This window comes from Luteibacter sp. P1_D3, from assembly GCF_056406135.1.
The window spans coordinates 25,216-46,237 of the sequence record NZ_JBFUAT010000018.1; the positions used below are offsets into that span (position 1 = coordinate 25,216).

The 21,022-nt window shown below is 63.2% G+C and carries 14 protein-coding genes; 9 read left to right on the forward strand and 5 right to left on the reverse strand.

The features are described 5' to 3' along the window. Position 1 precedes the first annotated feature (1 nt). On the forward strand, positions 2-580 hold the full coding sequence (locus AC1DYM_RS12895) for a helix-turn-helix domain-containing protein (RefSeq protein ID WP_477338876.1): 579 nt from the start codon (positions 2-4) through the stop codon (positions 578-580). Here the strand turns inward: AC1DYM_RS12895 and AC1DYM_RS12900 are convergent. Then, entirely contained in the window at positions 570-2,879 is a 2,310-nt protein-coding gene (locus AC1DYM_RS12900) for an arylsulfatase (RefSeq protein ID WP_477338878.1), read from the reverse strand. The genes AC1DYM_RS12895 and AC1DYM_RS12900 overlap by 11 nt on opposite strands. 149 nt (positions 2,880-3,028) lie before the next feature. On the opposite strand from AC1DYM_RS12900, the gene AC1DYM_RS12905 reads away from it, so the two are divergent. Further along, positions 3,029-4,831 (forward strand): glycoside hydrolase family 97 protein, encoded by a 1,803-nt coding sequence (locus AC1DYM_RS12905; protein WP_477338879.1) that lies wholly within the window; start codon positions 3,029-3,031, stop codon positions 4,829-4,831. Positions 4,832-4,839: 8 nt separating this feature from the next. On the opposite strand, the gene AC1DYM_RS12910 is transcribed toward AC1DYM_RS12905, so the two are convergent. Continuing rightward, complete coding sequence (locus tag AC1DYM_RS12910; protein WP_477338881.1) at positions 4,840-5,574, reverse strand: TetR/AcrR family transcriptional regulator; 735 nt, start codon at positions 5,572-5,574, stop codon at positions 4,840-4,842. A gap of 218 nt (positions 5,575-5,792) precedes the next feature. Here AC1DYM_RS12910 and AC1DYM_RS12915 point away from each other — a divergent pair, with 218 nt between their 5' ends. The 5 genes from AC1DYM_RS12915 to AC1DYM_RS12935 all read left to right on the forward strand — a co-directional run bounded on the left by AC1DYM_RS12915 (position 5,793) and on the right by AC1DYM_RS12935 (position 13,014). Next, positions 5,793-7,973, forward strand: a complete 2,181-nt coding sequence (locus AC1DYM_RS12915; protein ID WP_477338883.1) for a TonB-dependent receptor — start codon at positions 5,793-5,795, stop codon at positions 7,971-7,973. A 28-nt stretch (positions 7,974-8,001) separates the two neighbouring features. Beyond that, entirely contained in the window at positions 8,002-10,248 is a 2,247-nt protein-coding gene (locus AC1DYM_RS12920; RefSeq protein WP_477338885.1) for a GH92 family glycosyl hydrolase, read from the forward strand. An 18-nt stretch (positions 10,249-10,266) separates the two neighbouring features. Next, positions 10,267-11,403 carry a phosphatidylinositol-specific phospholipase C1-like protein gene (locus AC1DYM_RS12925; RefSeq protein WP_477338887.1) on the forward strand — a complete coding sequence of 379 codons (1,137 nt, stop codon included), beginning with the start codon at positions 10,267-10,269 and terminating at the stop codon, positions 11,401-11,403. 141 nt (positions 11,404-11,544) lie between these two features. Continuing rightward, on the forward strand, positions 11,545-12,327 hold the full coding sequence (locus tag AC1DYM_RS12930; RefSeq protein WP_477338889.1) for a tetratricopeptide repeat protein: 783 nt from the start codon (positions 11,545-11,547) through the stop codon (positions 12,325-12,327). Between the two features lie 6 nt (positions 12,328-12,333). Further along, complete coding sequence (locus AC1DYM_RS12935) at positions 12,334-13,014, forward strand: SGNH/GDSL hydrolase family protein (protein WP_477338891.1); 681 nt, start codon at positions 12,334-12,336, stop codon at positions 13,012-13,014. 9 nt (positions 13,015-13,023) lie between these two features. Here the strand turns inward: AC1DYM_RS12935 and AC1DYM_RS12940 are convergent, their stop codons facing one another. Further along, positions 13,024-13,638, reverse strand: coding sequence for a carboxymuconolactone decarboxylase family protein (locus tag AC1DYM_RS12940; RefSeq protein ID WP_477338893.1), 615 nt, complete (start codon positions 13,636-13,638; stop codon positions 13,024-13,026). A gap of 303 nt (positions 13,639-13,941) precedes the next feature. Here AC1DYM_RS12940 and AC1DYM_RS12945 point away from each other — a divergent pair, with 303 nt between their 5' ends. Beyond that, positions 13,942-16,815, forward strand: coding sequence for an autotransporter outer membrane beta-barrel domain-containing protein (locus AC1DYM_RS12945; RefSeq protein ID WP_477338895.1), 2,874 nt, complete (start codon positions 13,942-13,944; stop codon positions 16,813-16,815). Between the two features lie 6 nt (positions 16,816-16,821). Here the strand turns inward: AC1DYM_RS12945 and AC1DYM_RS12950 are convergent, their stop codons facing one another. Continuing rightward, the gene (locus AC1DYM_RS12950) at positions 16,822-18,279 is read right to left on the reverse strand and encodes a SulP family inorganic anion transporter (RefSeq protein WP_477338897.1); all 1,458 of its coding nucleotides are present in this window, start codon (positions 18,277-18,279) and stop codon (positions 16,822-16,824) included. A gap of 105 nt (positions 18,280-18,384) precedes the next feature. Next, positions 18,385-19,605: a PQQ-dependent sugar dehydrogenase gene (locus tag AC1DYM_RS12955; protein WP_477338899.1), complete on the reverse strand. Its 1,221-nt coding sequence runs from the start codon at positions 19,603-19,605 to the stop codon at positions 18,385-18,387. Between the two features lie 214 nt (positions 19,606-19,819). Between AC1DYM_RS12955 and AC1DYM_RS12960 the strand changes: the two genes are divergently transcribed. Then, positions 19,820-20,992 (forward strand): lactonase family protein, encoded by a 1,173-nt coding sequence (locus AC1DYM_RS12960; RefSeq protein WP_477338901.1) that lies wholly within the window; start codon positions 19,820-19,822, stop codon positions 20,990-20,992. Positions 20,993-21,022 lie beyond the last annotated feature (30 nt).

The window sequence follows — 21,022 nt, forward strand, 5'->3', positions numbered from 1 at the left end:
GATGGCGGGCGCACGAGCGACGCCGGACAAAGCCGCTGGGCTGAGCATCGGCTCGGCGATTCGCGACCGGCGGCGTGGCCTGGGTCTGACCCTGAAAGGTCTCGCCGATAGCTCGGGACTGTCCATTCCATTCCTCTCCCAGGTCGAGAGGAATCTGGCGTCCCCGTCGCTGTTGTCCCTGGAAGCCATCGCCCAGGCGCTGAACGTCGATGTCGACTACTTCGTCGGCGTTCCCACGCCGGGGCAGATCGTCTGCCGGTCCAACGAGCACGACCGGATCGACCTCGAATCGCCGGTGGTCTACGAGCGACTGAGCGGCCGGCACGCCGAGCGCAAGATGGAAGCGCTCCGTTTGATCGTTCCACCCGGCCTCGTGGCACCCACGATTCACAGGGAAGGCGAGGGCTTCTGGTACATCCTCAGCGGCACGCTCGAAATGACGGTCGGCAGGAAGAAGTTCGTGCTGAACGCCGGTGACAGTGCGCACTTCGACCAGCGGCATCCCTACAGCATGCGTAACGTCGGCAAGTCCGAGGTCCGCATGATCTGGGTAGGGACGCCGGCCATATTCAAGGACTGACGCCCAGATCCATGTCGCCGAGGACGATGGTCACCTTGTCGATGGTGCCGGTGTAGCTGAAGGGAAGCGTATAGCTGAAGTCGATGGCCGAACCGACATCCGTGCCGACGTCGAGGCCCTCGCCGAGCGAGAACTGGATCGGGATGGTTCGTTCCACACGGCCGCTGGCGATCGTTTTACCGTTCGCTGAGAGCGTGAATGTCCCGCCTTTACCGGCGCCGCCGCCGTCGTAACGGAAGTCGACGACCAGCGTGGTCTTGCCTGCAGGTAGCGCGGCGTCCGCGGCAAACGTGCTGCGTTCGATGCTCAGGAAGTTGTAGACGAAGGTGGGCTTGCCGTCACGCAGGTAAAGGCCGTAACCGCCCTCGAGCCCTCCGTGGGTCACGATCATGCCGTTAGCGTCCTTCGCGGGGACATCGATGTCCGCCGTGATCGTCCAGGAACGGTTGCACATCCGCGGTGATGAGCCATCCGGAAGGCCGAACGTGCCCGGGTAGTAGGTCATTTCCTTGCGATGGCCCATCGGGCTAGGACGTCCCATGAGTTCGGCGTTCATGCGGATGCTTCCGCGCCAGTCGAGCGGCAGTACGTTGTACCGGGAGGCCTCGACCCACCACAGGTCCTGCAACGCTCGGAGCTTGTCCGGGAACTGACTGGCGAGATCGTTGGCTTGCGAGAAGTCCTCGTCGACGTTGTAGAGCTCCCAGACCGCCTTGTCCGGATCCCATTCCTGCCGGTTCGGATCCCAGGGAATGAACGACGGCGACGACGCCATCCAGCCGTCGTGATACAGACCGCGATTGCAGCCGAGCTCGAAGTACTGCGTGGTGCGCGTGGCGGCCGCGCTACCGTCGTCGAGCACCGAGGCAAAACTGCGTCCCTCGATCGGCTTCTGCTGGATGCCGTTCAATTCGCTGGGGGCACTGATGCCACACAGCTCGTAGAGTGTCGGGACGATGTCGATGGTGTGCAGGAACTGATCGCGCAGGCCACCCTTGTCGCGGATCTTCGCGGGCCACGAGATGATCATCGGGTTGCGCGTGCCACCGAAGTGGCTGGCCACCTGTTTGGTCCACTGGAACGGCGCATTCATGGCGTGCGCCCATGCCGACGGGAAATGGTTGAAGTGTTTCGGACCGCCCAGCTCATCGATGGCCTTGATGTTGTCTTCCCACTTTTCCGAGAAGCCGTTGAAGAACAGGTTCTCGCAGAGCGACCCTTCGATGCCGCCTTCCGCACTGGATCCGTTGTCGCCCGCGATGTAGACGATGATGGTGTTGTCCGCGCCGGGGAGGGCCTTGCAGGCATCGACGATACGTCCCAGTTCGTGGTCGCAGTGCGCCCCATAGGCGGCGAACACTTCCATCATCCTTGCGTAAAGCCGCTTCTGGTCGGCGTTGAGGGAATCCCAGGCAGGAAGGCCTTTCGAGCGCACGGTGAGCTTCGTGTCCTTCGGCACGACGCCCAGCTTCTTCTGACGCTCGAGCGTCTGCTCGCGGTAATCGTCCCAGCCACTGTCGAACTTGCCCTTGAACTTCTCGAGCCAGTCTCTCGGCGTGTGGTGAGGGGCGTGCGTGGCACCCGTCGCGACGTAAAGGAAATAGGGGCGGTCCGGCGCGATGCTGCTGGCCTGGCGAACCCAGGCGATGGCCTTGTCGGCCAGATCGACGGTCAAATGGTAATCGGGGTCGGTCGACGCGGGGACGAGGTCGCGATTCTGATAGAGGATCGGGTTCCAGTGGTTCATGTCGCCACCGTTGAACCCGTAGAAGTAATCAAACCCGAGGCCGTTCGCCCAGCGATCGAAGGGCCCCACGGCGCTGGTTTCCCACGTCGGCGTGTTGTGGTTCTTGCCGATCCATGCGGTCATGTAACCGTTCTGCCGAAGCACCTCACCGATGGTGCCGCAACTGCGTGGCAGGATGCAGGTATAGCCGTCGTAGCCCGTCGCCAGCTCGGTGATGCCGGCGAACGATGTGGAATGGTGGTTGCGGCCGGTGATCAGGGCGGCGCGCGTGGGGCTGCACAAGGCCGTGGTATGGAAGCGGTTGAAGCGCAGCCCCTCGGCGGCGAGCTTGTCCATCGTCGGCGAAGGCACGCCACCGCCGAACGTACTGAACTGGCCGAAGCCCGCATCGTCGATCAACACCAGAAGCACATTCGGTGCCCCCGACGGCGCCGCTACCGGCTTGGGAAACTGCGCCGGCTCGGAATCGAGGTACGTACGGCCGACTTCCCCCGGAAATCGGAAATCCGGGCGCGGAAGAATGTCCGGTGTGGCCGTTGTCTTCGTGGTCATGGCTGCGTCCTCGACGGGGAGAGCGAATGTCCCTCGACGATGGGCCGTCCGGGTCTTGCGCGCCACCGTAGTTCCGTGAGGCGACCTGCGTAGAAATTCGTATGCGGATTGTGGGATTCTCGACGACTCGCTAACCCAAGGATGCACGCATGCCGCCTGAGCTCCGTTCGCGTGGACTACGCCGCCTCTCCGCCGCATTGGCGGCCCTGGTCGCCGTTCCGGCGTTTGCCAGCCCGCCGCTGGCCACCCTGGTCTTTCGCGATGGCGGCCGGCCCGTCCTTTCGATCACCGATCCGCAGGGCGCTCCGCTGGTGGACGAGACCCTCGGCCTCACCACCGCTGATGCCGACCTCGCGCAGGGCATGACGCTGGCAACGACGCAGACACGGCAGTTCACCGAGCAGTACCGCATGACGACCGGCAAACGCCTGGAAAGGAAGGCGAACTTTGCCGAGACGCGTTACTCCTTGCGGAACGTCGCTGGTCAGAAGCTCGACGTGGTGGTACGGGTGGCCAATGACGGCGTGGCTTTCCGTTATGAACTCCCCGGCGTGAAGCAGACCACCGTGCTTAACGAGGCGACGAGCTTCGCGATTCCTACCGATGCCAGGGCATGGCTGCTGCCTTACGGCCCGCAGTACGAAAAGGAACGGATAGAGACCACGGCCGGTACCGCCGCGTCGGGCGAGTATGGCTATCCCTCCTTGTTCCGCATCGGCCAGAGCTACGTCCTGGTCACCGAGGCCAATGCCGACGGTCGCTACGACGGAAGCCGGCTGTCCCATCTCGTCGGCACGAACGCATGGAAGCTGACCCTCGCCGATGCGCGCGTCGATAGCACCGGCGTCACACCCTGGCGCACGGTCATCACCGGCGACCTCGCTACCGTGACGGAATCGACCCTTGTGGATGATCTTGCCGACGCGTCGAAACTCGCCGATGTCTCGTGGGTGCACCCGGGCAAGGTCGCGTGGTCCTGGCTCAGTGAGCACGACAGCCCCTCCGATCCCGTGCGGCAGCGTGCCTATGTGGACTTCGCGGCGCGAAACGGCATCCCCTACGTACTCGTTGACGAAGGCTGGAAGGACGCCTGGATTCCCGACCTGGTGCGTTACGCCAATGCCAAGCACGTCGACATCCTGCTCTGGTTTCACTGGTCGAAGCTGGATACGCCTGCGAAACGCATCGCGGCGTTGACCAAGGTGAAGGGGTGGGGTGTCAAAGGGGTCAAGATCGACTTCATGGAATCGGATTCGCAGGCACGCTTTCAGTGGTATGACGCCACGCTGGCCGATGCCGCCCGACTGCAATTGATGGTGAACTTCCATGGCGCGACCGTGCCGCACGGCCTGGCGCGGACCTGGCCGCACCTGATGACGATGGAAGGCGTACGCGGTGCGGAGAACGATCCGCCCGCCGTCGGCAACACGATCCAGCCGTTCACACGGAACGTGGTGGGCTCGATGGATTACACCCCCGTAGCGTTCGACGCTGGACGCAAGGAGGCGAGCATCGCGCACGAAGTCGCCTTGCCGATCGTCTTCGAATCCGGCTGGACGCACCTGGCCGATCGCCCGGAGGCCTACGAGTCCCGTCCGGTCGCCCTGGCGTTCCTCGACCAGATTCCGACCGTGTGGGACGAGACGCGACTCGTCGCCGGCACACCCGGCCAGGACGCCGTCTTCGCCCGTCGTCGTGGCAGCCGGTGGTTCGTCGGGGCCATCGCAGCGGGGCCGGCGCGCCGACTTACCGTACCCCTGGCCTGGCTGAAGGGAGGTACATGGCATGCGGATATCGTTCGTGATGGCGTGGGTCGCGGTGACGTCGTGCGCAGCACCCAGAATGTTGCTTCCGATGGCACCTTGTCGTTTGATGTACCGGTGAATGGCGGCTTCGCGGCCATCGTATGCCCGGCAGAGCAGGCGCAGACGACGAAGGGCTGCTACAACTAGCGGAGGGCCTATCGGTCCTTGACGACCTTCCGTCCTTTTTTCCGGGACGCTGCCGCGTAGCGCTCTTCACCCTCGACGAACTTGTCGTAGTAACGCACGACCATCTCGGCGACTTCGGTATTGATGACGTCGCCGTCCATTGTCGGGTTGTCCACGACCATTTCCGTGGCGGCGTACATCACTTCGGTAGAGAGGCGCATCGCCACGCGCAGGGCTTCCGGGTCCGCACTCGGGTAGCGATCGCGCAAGCCCTTGTACGAGGTCTCGGCCACGTCGTCATGCGAATCCAGACGGATGTGGCGGAGCGTCGGTACCGCGCGGAGCGCGCGCATGATCCACACGGCGCCAGGAAAAGCGAGCGTTGCCGCGTTGATCGCGGCCTGCATGTCGCGCAGGCCGCGGATGCTCGCCTCGCGTGATCCGTCGTAGTCGAGTGCCTTTTCCTCTTCCAGCCACGCCCGATACGCCTTGTTCTGGCACTTCATCAAGCGCTCGCCAAGCTCGTTGAGAATGGCGTACTTGTTCGGAAAATACCGATAGAGGGCAGGGGGCGAGAGACCCGCCTGCGCACAGATCAGGTTCGTCGAAAGTCGTTCCACACCCACTTCGCCAAGCAGGCGCGACGTGACCTCGAGGATCAACTCGAAGGTCTGTTGCGACCTTTGTTGTACCGGCTGTTGCTTGGTATCCAGCGCGATTGCCGGACGCGCATCGGGCTTCTTCCGACGCGTAGCGCTTTTCATGGGGTGACCTCGACGAGGATCTTCGCAAGTTCTGGCGAAGAGAAAATGGTTCCAGATGGTACTAATTTCACGTCAAAACTCTGTCATGTGCACACAGTAGCTTTAACTACTGTTTTCCCCAACCCCCACCTCCCAGGTATTCCCACATCCCCTCGGGCTCGACAGAGCTGACCGTGGCGGGTAACCGCGCGGCCGATTTACGCAGGAGTTTCAGCGCAATGCATCACGCCGTACGTTTTGGATTTGGTCTGGCTGCGCTCGCGGCCGCTATCAGCGCCGCCGCGGAAACCACGGAAGCGGATATCACGAAGCAAACGACGAACCTCCAAGGCGTCGCCGTCACCGCGGGCATCGACGACCCGAACCTGGCGCCGCTCGGCAGTGCGGCGGCCCTCGCGCCCACGCAGGGCAACCTGTTCGAGATCGAGCCGCAGTCGGTCCTCAGCCGCAAGTTCATCCAGACGATCGCCACACCAAAGGCGGACTACCTCGCGCTGCTGGAGCTCACACCATCCGCAGTGAACGCGTCGCCGAATGGCGCAGGTCTTTCGAGCAAGAGCGGCACCATTCGCGGCTTCCAGGACGGCGAATACGACGTCACGTTCGACGGTATTCCGTTCGGCGATCCGGGCGCGTTCGGTCACGCCACCACCGCGTTCTTTCCTGGGCCGTCGCTGGACAAGGTGGTGGTCGACCGTGGTCCGGGTACGGCGAGCAACCTCGGTAATGCGACCTTTGGCGGCACCGTGGCCCTGTACTCGGCGCCGACGACCGACAAGCCATCCGGTGAGGTTTCTGCAATGTACGGCAGCGGTGCCACATGGCAGGTCGCCGGTTCCGGCAACACCGGCGTGATGAACAAGATCGGCACCGAGGCCTCGGTCAACTACAGCCACACCGAGTCCAATGGCCTGATCGACGATGCCGGCTTCCGCCAGGACAACGTGTTGTTCAAGGTGAAGCAGCCGCTCGGCGAGAACACGACGCTGACCCTCGTCGCCGATTACAACAAGGTGAAGTGGAACACTTTCACCGCCCAGCCGAAGAAGCGTACCGACATCCTCGGCCTGGAGTTTGGCGGCCTGAATAACGATCCGACGTCGCAGGGCTTTGCCAACTACAACATCGACGATCGTCATGCCGACTTCGAATACCTCCAGCTCCATGGCGACTACGGCGACTGGCGCGTCGACAACAAGTTCTATACCTACGGCCTGCGCGACAGCGGCCCGGGCGGCGTCGACCTGCTCGGCAACACACCGAACATCGCGCTGTTGCCCAACGGAGGTGTCCCGGGCGCGATCAACCACAGCCGTTACCGCGCGGCAGGTGATTTCCTCACGGCCGAGAAGGACCTTGGCGACGGCTGGCTCGAGAGCACCCTGAAGGCCGGTATCTGGGCCGAGCGCACCTACCAGGTGCAGGACCAGGTCACCGTCGATCTTTCCACGATGACACCGCACGTCCTCAAGGGGGAACCGAACGCCAACATCATCGACACCAGCCAGCACACAAATACGACGCAGAGCTACGTCGAGATCAACTGGCACCCCACGGAGAACCTCAGCATCGTCCCGGGCGTGAAGCAGATCGTGTTCGACCGCACGCTGGACGGTGTCTCCAACTTCCTGCCCGTCGGTGGCGATGGCCACTTCGCGACCACGCTCACCTCCGTGGCGGCCAACTACCGGTTCTCGCCGAACATCGCCGTGTATGCGCAGGTCGCCAAGGGCTTCCAGGCACCCAAGGTCAACGTGATCCAGGGGCCGGCCGGCCATATCGATCCCCAGACCACCACGAACTACCAGGCCGGGCTGGTCTGGAAGACCCCGACGACCGTGGCGGACATCGATGTCTACTACATCGACTTCGGCAACCTCGTCAGCAGCATCGACGAACCGATCGGTCCGGGCGGCTCGCTGATCAGTGTGTTCGTGAACCAGGGCGGCGTGGTCTACAAGGGCGTGGAAGGTGAACTGACGCACCTCCTGGGCGACACCGGCTTCAGCTTCACGGCGAACGGCAGCGTCAACAGCGCGTACTCCAAGACCACGCACCTGCAGATCTCCAACTCGCCCATGTCGACGGCGGATGCCGGCTTCATCTACGACCAGGGTCCGCTGTACGGCTCGTTCCTGGTCAAGTACGTGGGCACGCGTTTCACCGGCGTGGGCGAGACCAGTGGCGCCACGTACAACCCGAACACGAAGCTGCCCAGGTACAACTACACCAACTTCAATATCGGCTATCGCTTCACCCCTGACCTGAGACTGCAATTGTCGACCAATAACCTGTTCGACCACCGCACGGCGATCCAGGGCAACGGCCTGGCGAAGGATCCCACCTTCTACTACCTCGCTGGTCGCAACTACACCGTGCAGGCCACCTACACGTTCTGATCGTCAGGTTGAACAGGAAACTCCATCGATGCATACCCTTTATTCCCTGGCGCGGCGCACCCTCGCGGTCGCCATCGCTTCCCTTGTCATGGCAGCGCCCGCCGCCCTGGCCACTGACCACGCTGCCGACGTCGATCCATTCATCGGATCGGATTGGTTCGGCGAGGTCTTCGTCGGTGCGACCATGCCCTTCGGTATGGTCAAGGTCGGCCCCGACGTGCGTGACTACGGTTACCGCAAAGGCTTCCAGAGCACCGGCGATATCCGTGGCTTCTCACATCTGCACCTCAGTGGTGGTTCGGGCAAGTACGAAAACGCCCGCGTCATAGCGACCACCGGCGACCTCGAGCCGGGCGCGTTCCATTCGCCCCGCGCCAACGAAGTGGCCAGCCCGGGTTACTACGCGGTTGACCTCACTCGCTATCAGGTCAAGGCGGAACTCACCGCCACCCGGCGCATGGGCATGCACCGTTACACGTTTGCCAAGGATGGCGATGGCCATGTGACACTGGATCTCGATCTGCTCTACAAAGACACCGGCGAGGAATCCCAGCAGTTTCTCGGTGGCGACCTTCGCGTGGTCTCACCGACCGAGATCGTCGGCGTGGGGCACTATGCCGGCGGCTGGAACGAAGGCGGTCCCTACGATGTCTTCGTGGACATGATCGTCGATACGCCAGCGGCATCGACGCGTACATGGCTCGACAAGGCCGTGAGTAGCGCCGCGTCGGTGCACGCCAGCAGCGCGATGCCGCTCGGCGCATCGTTCGATTACCAGGTGAAGGCGGGGCAGGCGATCCAGGCGAAGGTCGGCATCTCCTTCGTGAGCGAAGCACAGGCCCATCGCAATGCGACGGAAGAGGCCCACGGCTGGCACTTCGATGACGTGCGCCAGGCCGCCGTTACCGCCTGGAACAAGGCACTTGGCCGTATCGAGATCGCCGGTGCGGACGATACCCAGCGCCGCACGTTCTACACGGCGCTGTATCACACGATGATGATGCCCTCCGATCACACGGGTGAGAACCCGAAATGGAAGTCGACCGAGCCGTATTACGACGATTTCCAGGCGATATGGGACACGTTCCGCAGCCAGGGGCCGCTGTTGACCCTGATTGCACCGGAGGTACAACGCGATATCGTGAGGTCGCTGGTGGACACCTACCGCCACGCGGGCTACATGCCCGATGCGCGGGTCGGCAACGACAACGGCCGCACCCAGGGTGGCAGCAATGCCAACGTGTTGGTGGCGGATGCCTATATGAAAGGTCTTACCGGCATCGACTACGCGACGGCGTTCAAGGCGATGGTGAAGGACGCTACGGTGCCACCCGCCAACGCACGCAAGGAGGGTCGCGGCGGTCTGGAGACGTACAACCGTCTGGGCTACGTGGCCCAGCCGACCGAGCGCGCCGGGTCGCGCACGGTGGAATACGCGTACGACGACTTCGGTATCGCCGAGGTGGCCTGCGGCCTCGGTCACGCTGACGAGGTGAAGCTTTATCGCGAGCATGCAGGCAACTGGGCGAACCTATGGGATGCGACGAGCGAGCAGGAAGGCATCACCGGCTTTCTCCGTCCGCGCAACGAAGACGGCAGCTGGGCACCGCAGTACCTGGTCCGTCGCGGTACGTGGCCGGATTTCTACTACGAGGGCGATCTGTGGACGTATTCGCTTTATGCCCCTCATGACGTGCGTAAGCTGATCGCGATGTCGGGAGGTAACGAGGCCTTTGTGAAGCGTCTGGATACGGTCTTCGATAACTTGCATTTCGACATTACCAACGAGCCTGGCTTCCTGATCCCGGACCTTTACCTCTGGGCAGGTCGTCCCGATCTCACCGCCGATCGCGTCACGACCTTCTTGCATCGGGCGTTCGGTGCGGGTCGCGCCGGCATCCCCGGCAACGACGATTCCGGCGCGATGTCGAGCTGGTACGCCTTCCAATCGATGGGCTTCTATCCGAATCCGGGCCAGGACGTCTACTTGATCGGTACGCCGTCGTTCCGCGAATCGTCGATCGACCTGGGTGCCGGCAAGACCTTTACCGTACACGCGGAGAACTTCACGCCGGATGGGACGAACCGTTACGTCCAGTCGGCGACCTTGAATGGGCTGCCACTGGACGCCGCGTGGTTCCGCCATGGCCAGATCGCCAGGGGCGGCACGCTGGATATGGTGATGGGACCGTCGCCGTCCCGGTGGGGAACGAACGCGCCGCCGCCGTCGATGTCGGACCCCGACTTCTCCCTTTGCCAACGCCATAGCCGTTGATCGACTCCGAGGATATCCATGCTTGCTCTTCGTACGTATCTGCTGCCGCTTGCCGCAGCCGCCTCCCTAGTCGCTTCCGCCTCGCTGTTCGCAGCGACGAGCGACGTGCACATCAACCAGATCCAGGTCATCGGCACGCATAACAGCTATCACGCCGGCTTCGCGCCCAGTGCCCGGCGGGTGATGCAGAAAGAGGCGCCCAAGGAGTTCTTCGCTATCGATTACAGCCATCCGTCCTTGACCCGCCAGCTGGACGACGGCGTGCGTCAGGTGGAACTGGATGTGTTCTCGGACGCCAAGGGTGGCTTGTACCTCGATCCCGCGATCGACCACATGATCGCCCTCAACGGCCTCCCGGCAGATCCGCCGACGGCGGCGCCGGGTACGTGGGAGAAGCCAGGCTTCAAGGTCATGCATATCCAGGGCGTCGATCAGCGCAGCACCTGCCAGCCGTTCACCGCGTGCCTGACCGAACTGCGCGCCTGGTCGGAGGCGCATCCGGGACATACGCCCCTGTTCGTGCTGGTCGAGACCAAGCAGGAACCGCTGAAGGCGAAGATCCCCACAGCAACGCCGGAGCTGTTCACGCCTGCCGTGTTCGACGCCCTCGACGCGGAGATCGCCTCGGTGTTCCCGCGTAACGAGATGGTCGTCCCCGACGATGTACGCGGCAGGCACGCGAGGCTGGACGAAGCCGTGCGTGAGGGTGGTTGGCCGACGATGGACAAGGCGAGTGGAAAAGTCGTCTTCCTGCTCGATCAACGCAAGATGGAAAGCGTCTACAGCGAGGGCCATCCGTCGCTACGTGGCCGCCTGATCTTCACCAATGCCACGCCCGGAGCGGATGATGCCGCGTTCACCGAGTGCAACGAATGCTCGGCCGACGAGATCAACGCGCTGGTGCGGCGTGGTTACATCGTGCGTGCGCGGACCGACGATCCGGCTCAGGGGCAGGGACTGAAAAACGACGGCTCCCGCCGAGACGTGGTATTGAGCAGCGGCGCGCAGTTGATCAGTACGGATTACCCGGCGGGTGAGCCGTCGGAGCATGGGTATTCGGTGGGCTTGCCGGGCGGTGTGACGGTTCGGTGCAATCCGATATTGACGAAGAAGGGGCAGTGCACGGATGCCGCTTTAGGTGCCGTGCGGAAGTGATTCACGGTCGATCCGTGTGACACGACGGCGTCCTGAAGATCCGGGGCGTCGTCGTATCCTACTCAGGATCCTCTTACAGGAGGATTCCGGCCAGAGCCCCGCTGTGGCAAGCTTCGTCCACCACAGGACAGGAGTGCCACGATGGTCATGGTCAAGGGATGGCGGCAGGCGGCAACCGTATGCCTGGTGTTCGCGATGGGAGCGGTTGCAGTGCAGGCGATTGACGCGACGGACGCGGCAGAGGCGACGCACAAGCTCATAGTCGCCAGCGACACGCCGCCATCGCAGGCCGATGTGAAGGAGGTGGCCGATGCTGTCCTCGATATCCGCGCAGGGAAAATCCAGCGGGCCATCGATGGTCCCCTGACCGATGTCGTCAACCGTTACGAGAAGCAGTACGGCAATAGCTCCGACGTCGTGTTCTCGGCGCGCGGACCCGTGCAAGGATTGCTGTATCTGGCGACGACTGCGTCCAACCATGCCTTCAAAGGCAGCGGCAATGCCATTGACGTCGGACCAGCCTGGTCCATGGCCCATTGGGCGCGTGGCTACGGCTATAGCGAGATGAATCGTTATCCGGAAGCGGAAGCTGAGCTGAAGAAAGCACTTGCTTTGTCGCCGCGTTACGCCCAATACGCATCGGAACTCGCTTACGTGTATCAGATGCAAAAGCGCTTCAGCGAGTCGCTGGCACTCTTTGAAGGCGTCAACGCTATGCTCGATACAATGGATGGATGGACAGATGCGGCCAAGACCGAGTTCCGCTGCAAGGCGCTTCGCGGGCAGGGCTATGATCTCGTTGAACTGAAGCGATACGACGAGGCCCAGGCAGCCTACAGCGCGTGCGTCGTGTTGATCCCGGGTGAACCGAAATCCGTCGCTGAACTCGAGTACATTAAGAGCGTGCGGGCCAAGGGGGGCTGAGAAGACATGATCCGTCGTCATGACACGTTGTGGGTAGCGATCGGCTTGTCCGCGCTTTTGTTCGTATCGGCGTGCGTCCAGGCGCAGTCGGCGTCCCGACCCGAAGTGACCGAATGGACCTGGGAGGTCCGACCCGACCAGGTCGACCAGAAGCTGCCAAATGTTCTCCTCGTCGGGGATTCGATCACTCGCAACTACTTTCCGGAAGTGCAGCAAGAACTCCAGGGCAGGGCGAATGTCTACCTGTTCGCTGCGTCGACCAGCCTCGGAGATCCACGCCTGGACAGGCAGTTGAACGAGTTCGCTGCGCTGGAAGGCGTGACATTCACCGTCGTCCATTTCAACAACGGCATGCACGGCTGGGCCTATAGCGAAAAGGAATATGCGGCGTCCTTCCCAGGCTATGTTGCGACGCTGCGAAAGATCGCCGCCGGTGCCCACCTCGTTTGGGCGTCGACGACGCCCGTGAGGAAGGCCACTGCACCTGGTCCCTCAAACGAGCGGATCGAGGTGAGGAATGCCGAGGCGCTGAAATTCATGACCCATGAGTCTATCGCCTTGGACGACCAATACGCGTTGATGCTGCGTCATCCCGGTTTCTACATGGATGACGTGCACTTCAATCCGGAAGGATCGAGCCTTCAGGGCAAGCAGGTCGCCGACACCATCGAGAAGTACCTGAAGTAAGGCCCGTATCTAAGATGCCGTTGCATCGACGGCTGCCTGGAGTCGCCTGCTCGCGTCGGTGTAGCCCTGATCTTCGAGCGCCATCGACAGTTGCTCCAGCTGTGCCTGCGTCATCCCTGTGTTCCGACTGATCCGGACATGCGCCAGTAGCTGCGCCTCAAGCCCCGTCGGCGATGCGAGCGCTCCGAGTGTCGCGATTTCCCTGCTGATCCAGTCCAGGTTGTCCCGGGAAAAGATATCGCCGAACACGTGTGCCTTGATGAACTGGTCGGCGACGGGTGCGAAGTCGAACACGGCTCCTTTTGCAGGAGCACCGATCAGTTTGGTCTGATTCGCCGTTCCTGCGCGGAGTGCGTCGTAACCGGGAGACACCGGCCCTGGCGCATCACCCTCGGCATCGTCGTGGCCCGCGGCTTTGCGTGCCTCGATCACCTTGATCAGTTCGCCGAGTGCATTGAGGCTGCGGGGGAATCCCGCGTATGCATAGAGCTGTACCAGCACCTCACGACAGGTACTGATGGTCATTCCGTGGGAAAGACCGTCATCCAGTGCAATGCGGAGAGCCTCGAGATCGCCGATCGCCGTCGAGGCACCGATGGAGACGATGGCACGCTGATGTTTCATAGAAGAGCCTTCGATAGACGGAAAGGACTGGGCTATTACATGGTCACTGTATCCGCGGCCGCCGCGTGGAGCGCACGATGCGGACGATGTCTCTCATGAATGTTATTCACGAATGCGCGTCGGCACTGCCGACACGCGTCAATACACGCCATGGGTTGCCGTCCCGGGGATGCTCGTAATAGGTTGCGATCTATCCCAAAGGTTATGAGGTATTTCGTAGAAACTTGTGGCAAGATCTGGCCCGATCGCGCCTGGCAGGGGTGACGGGGCGCTGGACATTGACGTCTGGGGAAGGGGAGCCACATGAAGGCATTGACCGTGATGCGCAGGCGGGAGCTTGCGCTGGCAGTATGCGTGGGACTTGCTGCCGGCCTGGCCGGCTGCGGCGGGGGTGGAGGCGGACGTTCCTCCACAGGCGGGACGACGGTAACGGCTCCCCCACCACCACCGGCGACGCCACCACCCCCGGTCGACGCGGCACCTGCGAACGCGCAGCTGCACTCTACGGGGGCTCAAGAGGCCAGGGCACTCGGGGCAACCGGCTCGGGCCAGTTCATCGGCATCGCCGATTCCGGCGTGGACGAGACGAACCCCGCGGTCAGCGACAAAGTGTCGTCGCGCGGCACCGTTCTGGACGGCAAAACGGGCGGCGCCGCGACCGGTGATGTCCTTGGTCGCGGCACGGCCATGGCAAGCGTGGCGGTCGGGCATGCCGTCGGTACGTTCGAAGGCGGCGTCGCACCCAACGCGTTCGTGGTGTCCGAGAAGATCTTCTCCAGTGGCGACCCGGCTGACGAGCGTTTCGCCGAAACGCATGCAACGGCCGACCAACTCGCACGCACCCCGGACGCGCTGAAGGCGGCCAACGCGGCGATGCTCGCGGCTGGTGCGCGTTTCCTCGTCTACGGCGCGACGGATGGGATGGTTCGGATCGATGGAACGAATACGGCAGACAGCTACCGTGCTGCGTTCGCCGACGGTGTGGCACAAGGCAAGCTCTTCGTCATCGGCGCAGGCAGCAGCGGCCACGCCGAGGCTGGCGGACTGGCGTCGCTCGCCATGGCGGGCCCGGACGCGAGCAACGCGGTGAACGCTAATTGGCTTATCGTCACCGCACTCACCGGGGCCGCCAGCGATACCATCGCGTCTTATGCCAACCGTTGCGGGCAACTGCAGGCGATCTGCATGGCCGCACCCGGTCACGTGCAGACACTGGCGGCTGGCTCGACGGCGGAAGCCCCGAAGTACGAGGACCACATCGGAACCTCCTATGCCGCCGCGCAGGTAGCCGCTGCGGCTGCGTTGGTCGCACAGGTCTATCCGACGCTGGACAACATGAGTGTGCGCTCCCTGCTCATGAATTCGGCGGATGACCTGGGCGACCCAGGCGATGACAGCACTTATGGATATGGGCGTCTGAATGTCGCCCGGGCGCTTCGTGGACCGACCAACGTGCAGTACGGTCTGGACCTGTTTCTCGGGCACGGCTATCTGCATTTCAAGGACGACATCACAGGGGGAGGCGTGATAGCCGTAGGCGGCCCCGGCACACTCGAACTGTCGGGCAGCGTGGATGCGAAGCTTCGCGTTGCCAATGGCGCCGAGATCATCCTGTCGAAGGGGATTACCCGATCGATCACGATCGATAGCGGCACCGCAGGTTCGACCGTGCGTGTTCACGGCGATATCGGCTCCGGTCATCCCTCCGTCGGCGGCGCGTATATCGACGGCATCTTCAGCGGTGGCACGGTAGACCTGACGTCCAATATTAACGGGACGCGGGTGCACGGCGATCTCATGATGTATGGCGGGTCAAGCAACTTCCTTTCGGTGCTGCTCGGCTCGCCCGTCATCGTGGATGGCAAGGCTCAACTGTATGGCACGCTCGTGCTTGCCGGTACGGTTCCCGGCTACGTGGGGCAGTCACATCAGGTCATCCTGCAGGCAGCGTCCATCGACGGCGTGTTCGGCAATGTCATCAAACAGGGTTTCTTCCTCGATACCTACCTGCAGACCGACGGCAAGGAACTGTGGATCGACTCTTCACGCATCAACGTGCAGGCGGCAGCCAGGGCAACGCCCGTGATCAACAACTCGGCGGCGGCAGTGAACGCTTCGACACGGCTCGACGCGGCGATGAATAGCCTCGACGCGGCCGCAGACGCGGGTACCACTCCACCCATGGGGACCTTGCTCGCAGCAGGCAGTCTCGAGCAGGCACCGGGCGCCGAGGCGGCGCGGCGCTCGCTGGAATCGCTTTCTGGACAGCTTTACGCAGCAAGCACGGCGATGACCCTCGCCAACATCGATGCTGGCAATGATGCATTCGCCGCACACGTCCGTAACGAGCGCGGTGGCGGTGTGTGGACAGCCTCGTTGGGCCGCACCGACACACTCGCGCGCACGGGCTTCGGCGGTGTGTCGTACCAGATGGGTGGCGGCATGGCCGGACAGGAAGTGTTGTTGGGCGCCCAGGGTTTTGCGGGCATGGCGGTCGCACGTTACGAGGGGACGGGCCAGCTTCAGAATGCCTATGACCGGCAGCGCAGCCGCACCAACGAAGGCATGCTATATGCTGGTTCGCGCGGCGAACAATGGTATAGCGCCGGGCGCTTCGCCTTTGGCAGTTTTCGCGGCGACGTGCGCCGGGTGTTGCAATTCGGGCAGCAGGCGGCATTCACCGGCGGTGACGTGGATGGCCATTACACCGCTGGCTTTGGCGAAGCAGGCTTCCGCGCGCACTTCGGAGCACTGGACGTTACCCCGTTCACCACGGTGCAGTACACGCGCATACAGCGCGATGGTTTCGAGGAGGCCGGAGGCGCGGGTTTCGGACTCGCCACTGGCGGACAGCGCGTGGTGCGATGGCAGGGTGGTGCCGGCATGCGCCTGGGCACGGTGATGCGGCTAACGTCTTCCACGCTGCACCTCGACGGCTCACTGGCCTGGCAACGCGCCTTTGGCGTCCAGGGCAACGACCTGTCCGCGCGCTACGCGGGATTCTCCAGCTGGGCACCGGTGGAAGGCATTGGCCTGTCGCGTCAGGCCGCGACCTTCGGCTTCAACGCCAGCCTGGACGTCGGCGCCCGTACGCAGCTGGCCCTCGGTGTCGACCAGCGCTTTGCCAGCCGCGACCGTTCGCACTCGGCGACGGCCAGCCTCAAGGTGGCGTGGTAAATCGACTCAATGCGCTTCGGCACCACCCACGCGAGTGAGCAGGGCTTCGCACGCATCGTTCAGATGCGTGACCTGTAGTTGCTTGCTCTGCTGGGCATAACGACGGCGCAGCGCTTCGATCGCCTCGACGGCCGAATGATCGTCCAGGTGCGCACCGGAACAGTCCAACTCGACGAAGGACGGATCGTTGTCGACATCGAACATGGTCTGCAATCGCGCGGTCGCCGCAAAATACAGCGTGCCCTGTAGACGATAGCGGCGACCGCCGTTGGGAAGATCCTCGCGATTCACGCTGAGGCGATCGGCGTGCTTCCAGGAAAAGGCGATGGCGGAGATCAGAACACCACACAGAACGGCGGTAGCGAGATTGGCGAAGACGGTGATGACCGTGACGGCGACAATGGTCAAGGCATCGGTCAGCGGCAGCCGGCGCAGCAGCGGCACGCTTCCCCAGGCAAAGGTCTTCTGCGCCACCACGAGCATGACGCCGAGCAGTGCGGCCAATGGAATACGCTCGATCAACGGCGAAAGAAACAAAACGAAACACATGACCAGCACACCGGCCGTGATGCCGGACAAGCGCGTGCGCCCGCCCGAGGTGAGGTTGATCATGGTCTGGCCGATCATGGCGCAGCCACCCATGCCGCCGAACAGACCGGACACGACGTTGGCAGCGCCCAGCGCCATGCACTCGCGATTGGGCTGGCCTTCGGTGGCGGTGATTTCGTCGACCAGGTTGAGCGTGAGCAGGGTTTCCAACAGGCCGACCATGGCCATCACCAGCGCATACGGAAACACGATCTTCAGCGTATCCAGCGTCCATGGCACCTGCGGCCAGTGCAGGAAGGGCAGGCCGCCCTTGATGGACGCGATATCGCCAACGGCGCGCGTGTGCACACCGAACAGTTGCACGACCAGGCTGACTATGACGATCGACGCCAGCGCCGAGGGCACGACGCGGGTAAGCCGGGGCAGCACATAGACCACCAGCATCGCCACCAGTGCCAGCCCGAGCATGAGATAGAGCGCGTTGCCGGCGAGCCAACCACCGCCCGGCGCGTGCAGATGTTCCAGCTGTGAGCTGGCGATCACGATCGCCAGGCCATTCACGAAGCCCAGCATCACCGGATGCGGAATCATCCGCACCAGCTTGCCCAGCCGGAGCACGCCGAACAGGAACTGGATCAGGCCACCGAGCAGCACGGTGACCAGGAAATAGTCGGCACCGTGCTGCACCACCAGGGCCACGATCACCACCGCCATCGAGCCGGCAGCGCCGGAAATCATGCCCGGACGGCCACCAAAAGCCGCCGTGAGCGCCGCGATGATCGCTGCGCCGTAGAGGCCCATCAACGGGTTGAGATGCGCGACCAGGGCGAAAGCCATGGCTTCAGGGACCAACGCGAACGCGGTGGTCAGCCCGGCCAGGAGGTTCTGGCGGACAGAGAGGGTGGAAGGGGACATATGATTTTCCTGCGCAGCGTGCCGCAGTCAGGCTCAGACCCCTGCGAAGCCCCGCACCTTGCCATGCTGCGTTGCATCAGGCAAGGCGCGGGTCAGTGGATCGACTTATTTCGGCGTCAGGCGGTACAACCCACCCGGCTGCGCGTCTTCCAGCACCCAGAGCGAGCCATCCGGCGCCTCTTCGATATCGCGGATGCGCTTGCCGAGGCTCCAGCGCTGGACGTCGGTAGCGCCGCCCTTGCCGTCGAAGGTCACGCGGATGATGCCCATGGTGACGAGGCCACTGATCAGCGCGCTGCCATTCCACTTCGGAAACATGCTGCCCTTGTAGAACATGAGATTGCCCGGCGCGATCACCGGCACCCAATAGATCACGGGCTTGACGAGATCAGGCCGCGTATCGGGGGAAGCGATCGGCACGCCGTTGTAGTTCATGCCATACGAAACCAGCGGCCAGCCGTAGTTCTTGCCGCGCTGGATCAGGTTCAGCTCGTCACCGCCTTTGGGGCCGTGCTCGAGCTCCCACAGGCGACCGTCAGGACCGAAGGCGAGGCCATACGGCGTGCGGTGGCCGACGCTCCAGGTTTCGCTCGGCGTGAGGTTGGGGCCGGGGAACGTATAGGTGCTGACCACGGGCGCCGTCTTCGCTGCCTCGGTATCGGTCGCCGGATCGATCAGCGGAATGGTGGGCGTACCGACCTTGCCTGCCCACGGATTGCCCGGCGCCGGTTTGCCGTCGAGCGTGAGGTGAAGGATCTTGCCCACCGGCTGGTTGGGATCCTGCGCAGGCGTGAAGCGCTGACGATCGCCCACGCTCAGGAAGAGGGTCTTGCCGTCCGGCGCAAACGCGATCTGCGCACCGGCCTGGCCGCCTTTGCCCGTGGGCATCTGGCGCCATAGCACCTGGAAGTTGTCCAGTCGTGCCTGATCGCCATCGAGCACGAGCTGACCTCGACCCATGGCCAGGCCACCGCCGTAGTCACCGGGCGCGACATAGGTGAGGTACACGTTGTGATCTTTGGCGTAATGGGGCGAGAGGAAGACGCCCAACATGCCGTTCTGTCCTTCGAAATAGCTGGCCGGCACGCCCTTGACCTCGGTCTTGGCGCCCTGCTGGGTTACCAGCTGAAGGCGGCCGACTTTTTCGGTCACCAGCATGCGGCCATCGGGCAGGAAGGCGATACGCCAGGGCAGATCGAGGCTGGCGACCTTGGTGACGTTGAAGGGGAGGTCGGGATCGGGCTTCTGATCGCCTGCATTGGTCTGCGCATGAGCGGCGCTTGCCAGCAGCGCTGCGACCCATAACCCGTGTGCCAGCTTCGCCATGTGCATGTTTCCTTGCGTCCGAGTGACGCGGACGATAGTAGTGTCCTGGTCGCCGTTTGGGTGTGACGGTTTTTTTAATGCGTCCCGCCATGCGGGCCAACGCTGATGGTCACGCTCTGTGAGCCAGGCCACATTTCTGACGTGCGACGTGTAACCGACAGCATCTGGCGACCGAAGACATGGAGAGCCGTCCGGCTCCTTCGGAGAACTGCCCATGAAGACCTCGCAAAAACTTGCCGTTGGTATCGCCGGCGTACTGGCGACGACTGGCGCCGTCCACGCCCAGGATCGTTCGCTGAACCTGCGCGGATTCGATTCCCCTTACGTCTATGTCATGTCCAATGACATCCAGAACAACAGCGTCGCAGTGCTGCGTCGCAATTTCTTCGGCGGCCTGGAAAAGCTCGCTGTGGTTTCGACCCAGGGGAAGGGCGTCGGCGTGGGCACCACGGCGCCGCCGCCGGATCCGCTCGGTTCGCAGAATGCGCTCATCAAGAGCGACGATGGACGGCTGCTCTTTGTCACCAACGCGGGCTCCAACCAGGTGTCGGTGTTCGCGATCGAAGGCAGTCGCCTGCGCCTGATCGACATTCAGCCGACCGGCGGGACGTTCCCCGTCAGCGTGGCGCAGCGCGGTAATCGGCTCTACGTGCTCAACAGTGCGGCTACCTCCAGCGTGACAGCGTTTCAGATCCTTCCGAGCGGCCAGTTGGTCGCGCTGCCCGCGGAAACACGATTGCTCGGTACCGACGCACCGCTTGTGGGAAACCAGCCGAACGTTGGCATGACACCGGCGCAGCTTCAGTTCTCGCCGGACGGTAACTGGCTCGCCGTATCCATCAAGGATGCCTCCGCCAAGGGCTGGTTCGAGTTGTTTGCCGTGGGTCGCAATGGCAGCCTCGGCAAGGATCCTGCGATCACGCCTTCCAACGATCCGCAACCGTTTGGCTTCGACTTCGACGCTCGCGGCCACCTGGTCACGTCGCAGGCGGCAGGTTCGGCGGCGAGTTCGTACGCGGTCGCGCGTAACGGTGCGCTGACGCCGATCTCCAGTGACATTGCCAATGGCCAGGCTGCCGCATGCTGGCTAACGGTATCGGGACGCTTTGCGTTCACGGCCAACGCAGGCAAGGGCAATATCAGTGGGTATCGCATCGGTAACGATGGCTCGTTGACCTTGCTCGATGGTGGCGTGGTCGGCAAGCTGGAAGCCGGTGCCGCGCCGACCGATCTCAAGGCGTCGGCCGATGGCCTGTTCCTCTACGTGGGCAACTCGCTGGGTGGCAACATCGACACCTTCCTGATCCTGGGCGATGGTCGCCTGCTGCAGGTCGGCCAGACCCCCGTGTTTGCCGGTGCGTCGGGCATGCAGGGCATCGCGCTCTGACTATCTGACCGAATCCACGCGTCGCATGCG

What these genes read in the sequence shown, in the direction of transcription:
- AC1DYM_RS12895 (WP_477338876.1), top strand. Translation starts at nt 2, where the DNA reads ATGGCGGGCGCACGAGCGACGCCGGACAAAGCCGCTGGGCTGAGCATC.
- AC1DYM_RS12900 (WP_477338878.1), bottom strand. Translation starts at nt 2,879, where the DNA reads ATGACCACGAAGACAACGGCCACACCGGACATTCTTCCGCGCCCGGAT.
- AC1DYM_RS12905 (WP_477338879.1), top strand. Translation starts at nt 3,029, where the DNA reads ATGCCGCCTGAGCTCCGTTCGCGTGGACTACGCCGCCTCTCCGCCGCA.
- AC1DYM_RS12910 (WP_477338881.1), bottom strand. Translation starts at nt 5,574, where the DNA reads ATGAAAAGCGCTACGCGTCGGAAGAAGCCCGATGCGCGTCCGGCAATC.
- AC1DYM_RS12915 (WP_477338883.1), top strand. Translation starts at nt 5,793, where the DNA reads ATGCATCACGCCGTACGTTTTGGATTTGGTCTGGCTGCGCTCGCGGCC.
- AC1DYM_RS12920 (WP_477338885.1), top strand. Translation starts at nt 8,002, where the DNA reads ATGCATACCCTTTATTCCCTGGCGCGGCGCACCCTCGCGGTCGCCATC.
- AC1DYM_RS12925 (WP_477338887.1), top strand. Translation starts at nt 10,267, where the DNA reads ATGCTTGCTCTTCGTACGTATCTGCTGCCGCTTGCCGCAGCCGCCTCC.
- AC1DYM_RS12930 (WP_477338889.1), top strand. Translation starts at nt 11,545, where the DNA reads ATGGTCATGGTCAAGGGATGGCGGCAGGCGGCAACCGTATGCCTGGTG.
- AC1DYM_RS12935 (WP_477338891.1), top strand. Translation starts at nt 12,334, where the DNA reads ATGATCCGTCGTCATGACACGTTGTGGGTAGCGATCGGCTTGTCCGCG.
- AC1DYM_RS12940 (WP_477338893.1), bottom strand. Translation starts at nt 13,638, where the DNA reads ATGAAACATCAGCGTGCCATCGTCTCCATCGGTGCCTCGACGGCGATC.
- AC1DYM_RS12945 (WP_477338895.1), top strand. Translation starts at nt 13,942, where the DNA reads ATGAAGGCATTGACCGTGATGCGCAGGCGGGAGCTTGCGCTGGCAGTA.
- AC1DYM_RS12950 (WP_477338897.1), bottom strand. Translation starts at nt 18,279, where the DNA reads ATGTCCCCTTCCACCCTCTCTGTCCGCCAGAACCTCCTGGCCGGGCTG.
- AC1DYM_RS12955 (WP_477338899.1), bottom strand. Translation starts at nt 19,605, where the DNA reads ATGGCGAAGCTGGCACACGGGTTATGGGTCGCAGCGCTGCTGGCAAGC.
- AC1DYM_RS12960 (WP_477338901.1), top strand. Translation starts at nt 19,820, where the DNA reads ATGAAGACCTCGCAAAAACTTGCCGTTGGTATCGCCGGCGTACTGGCG.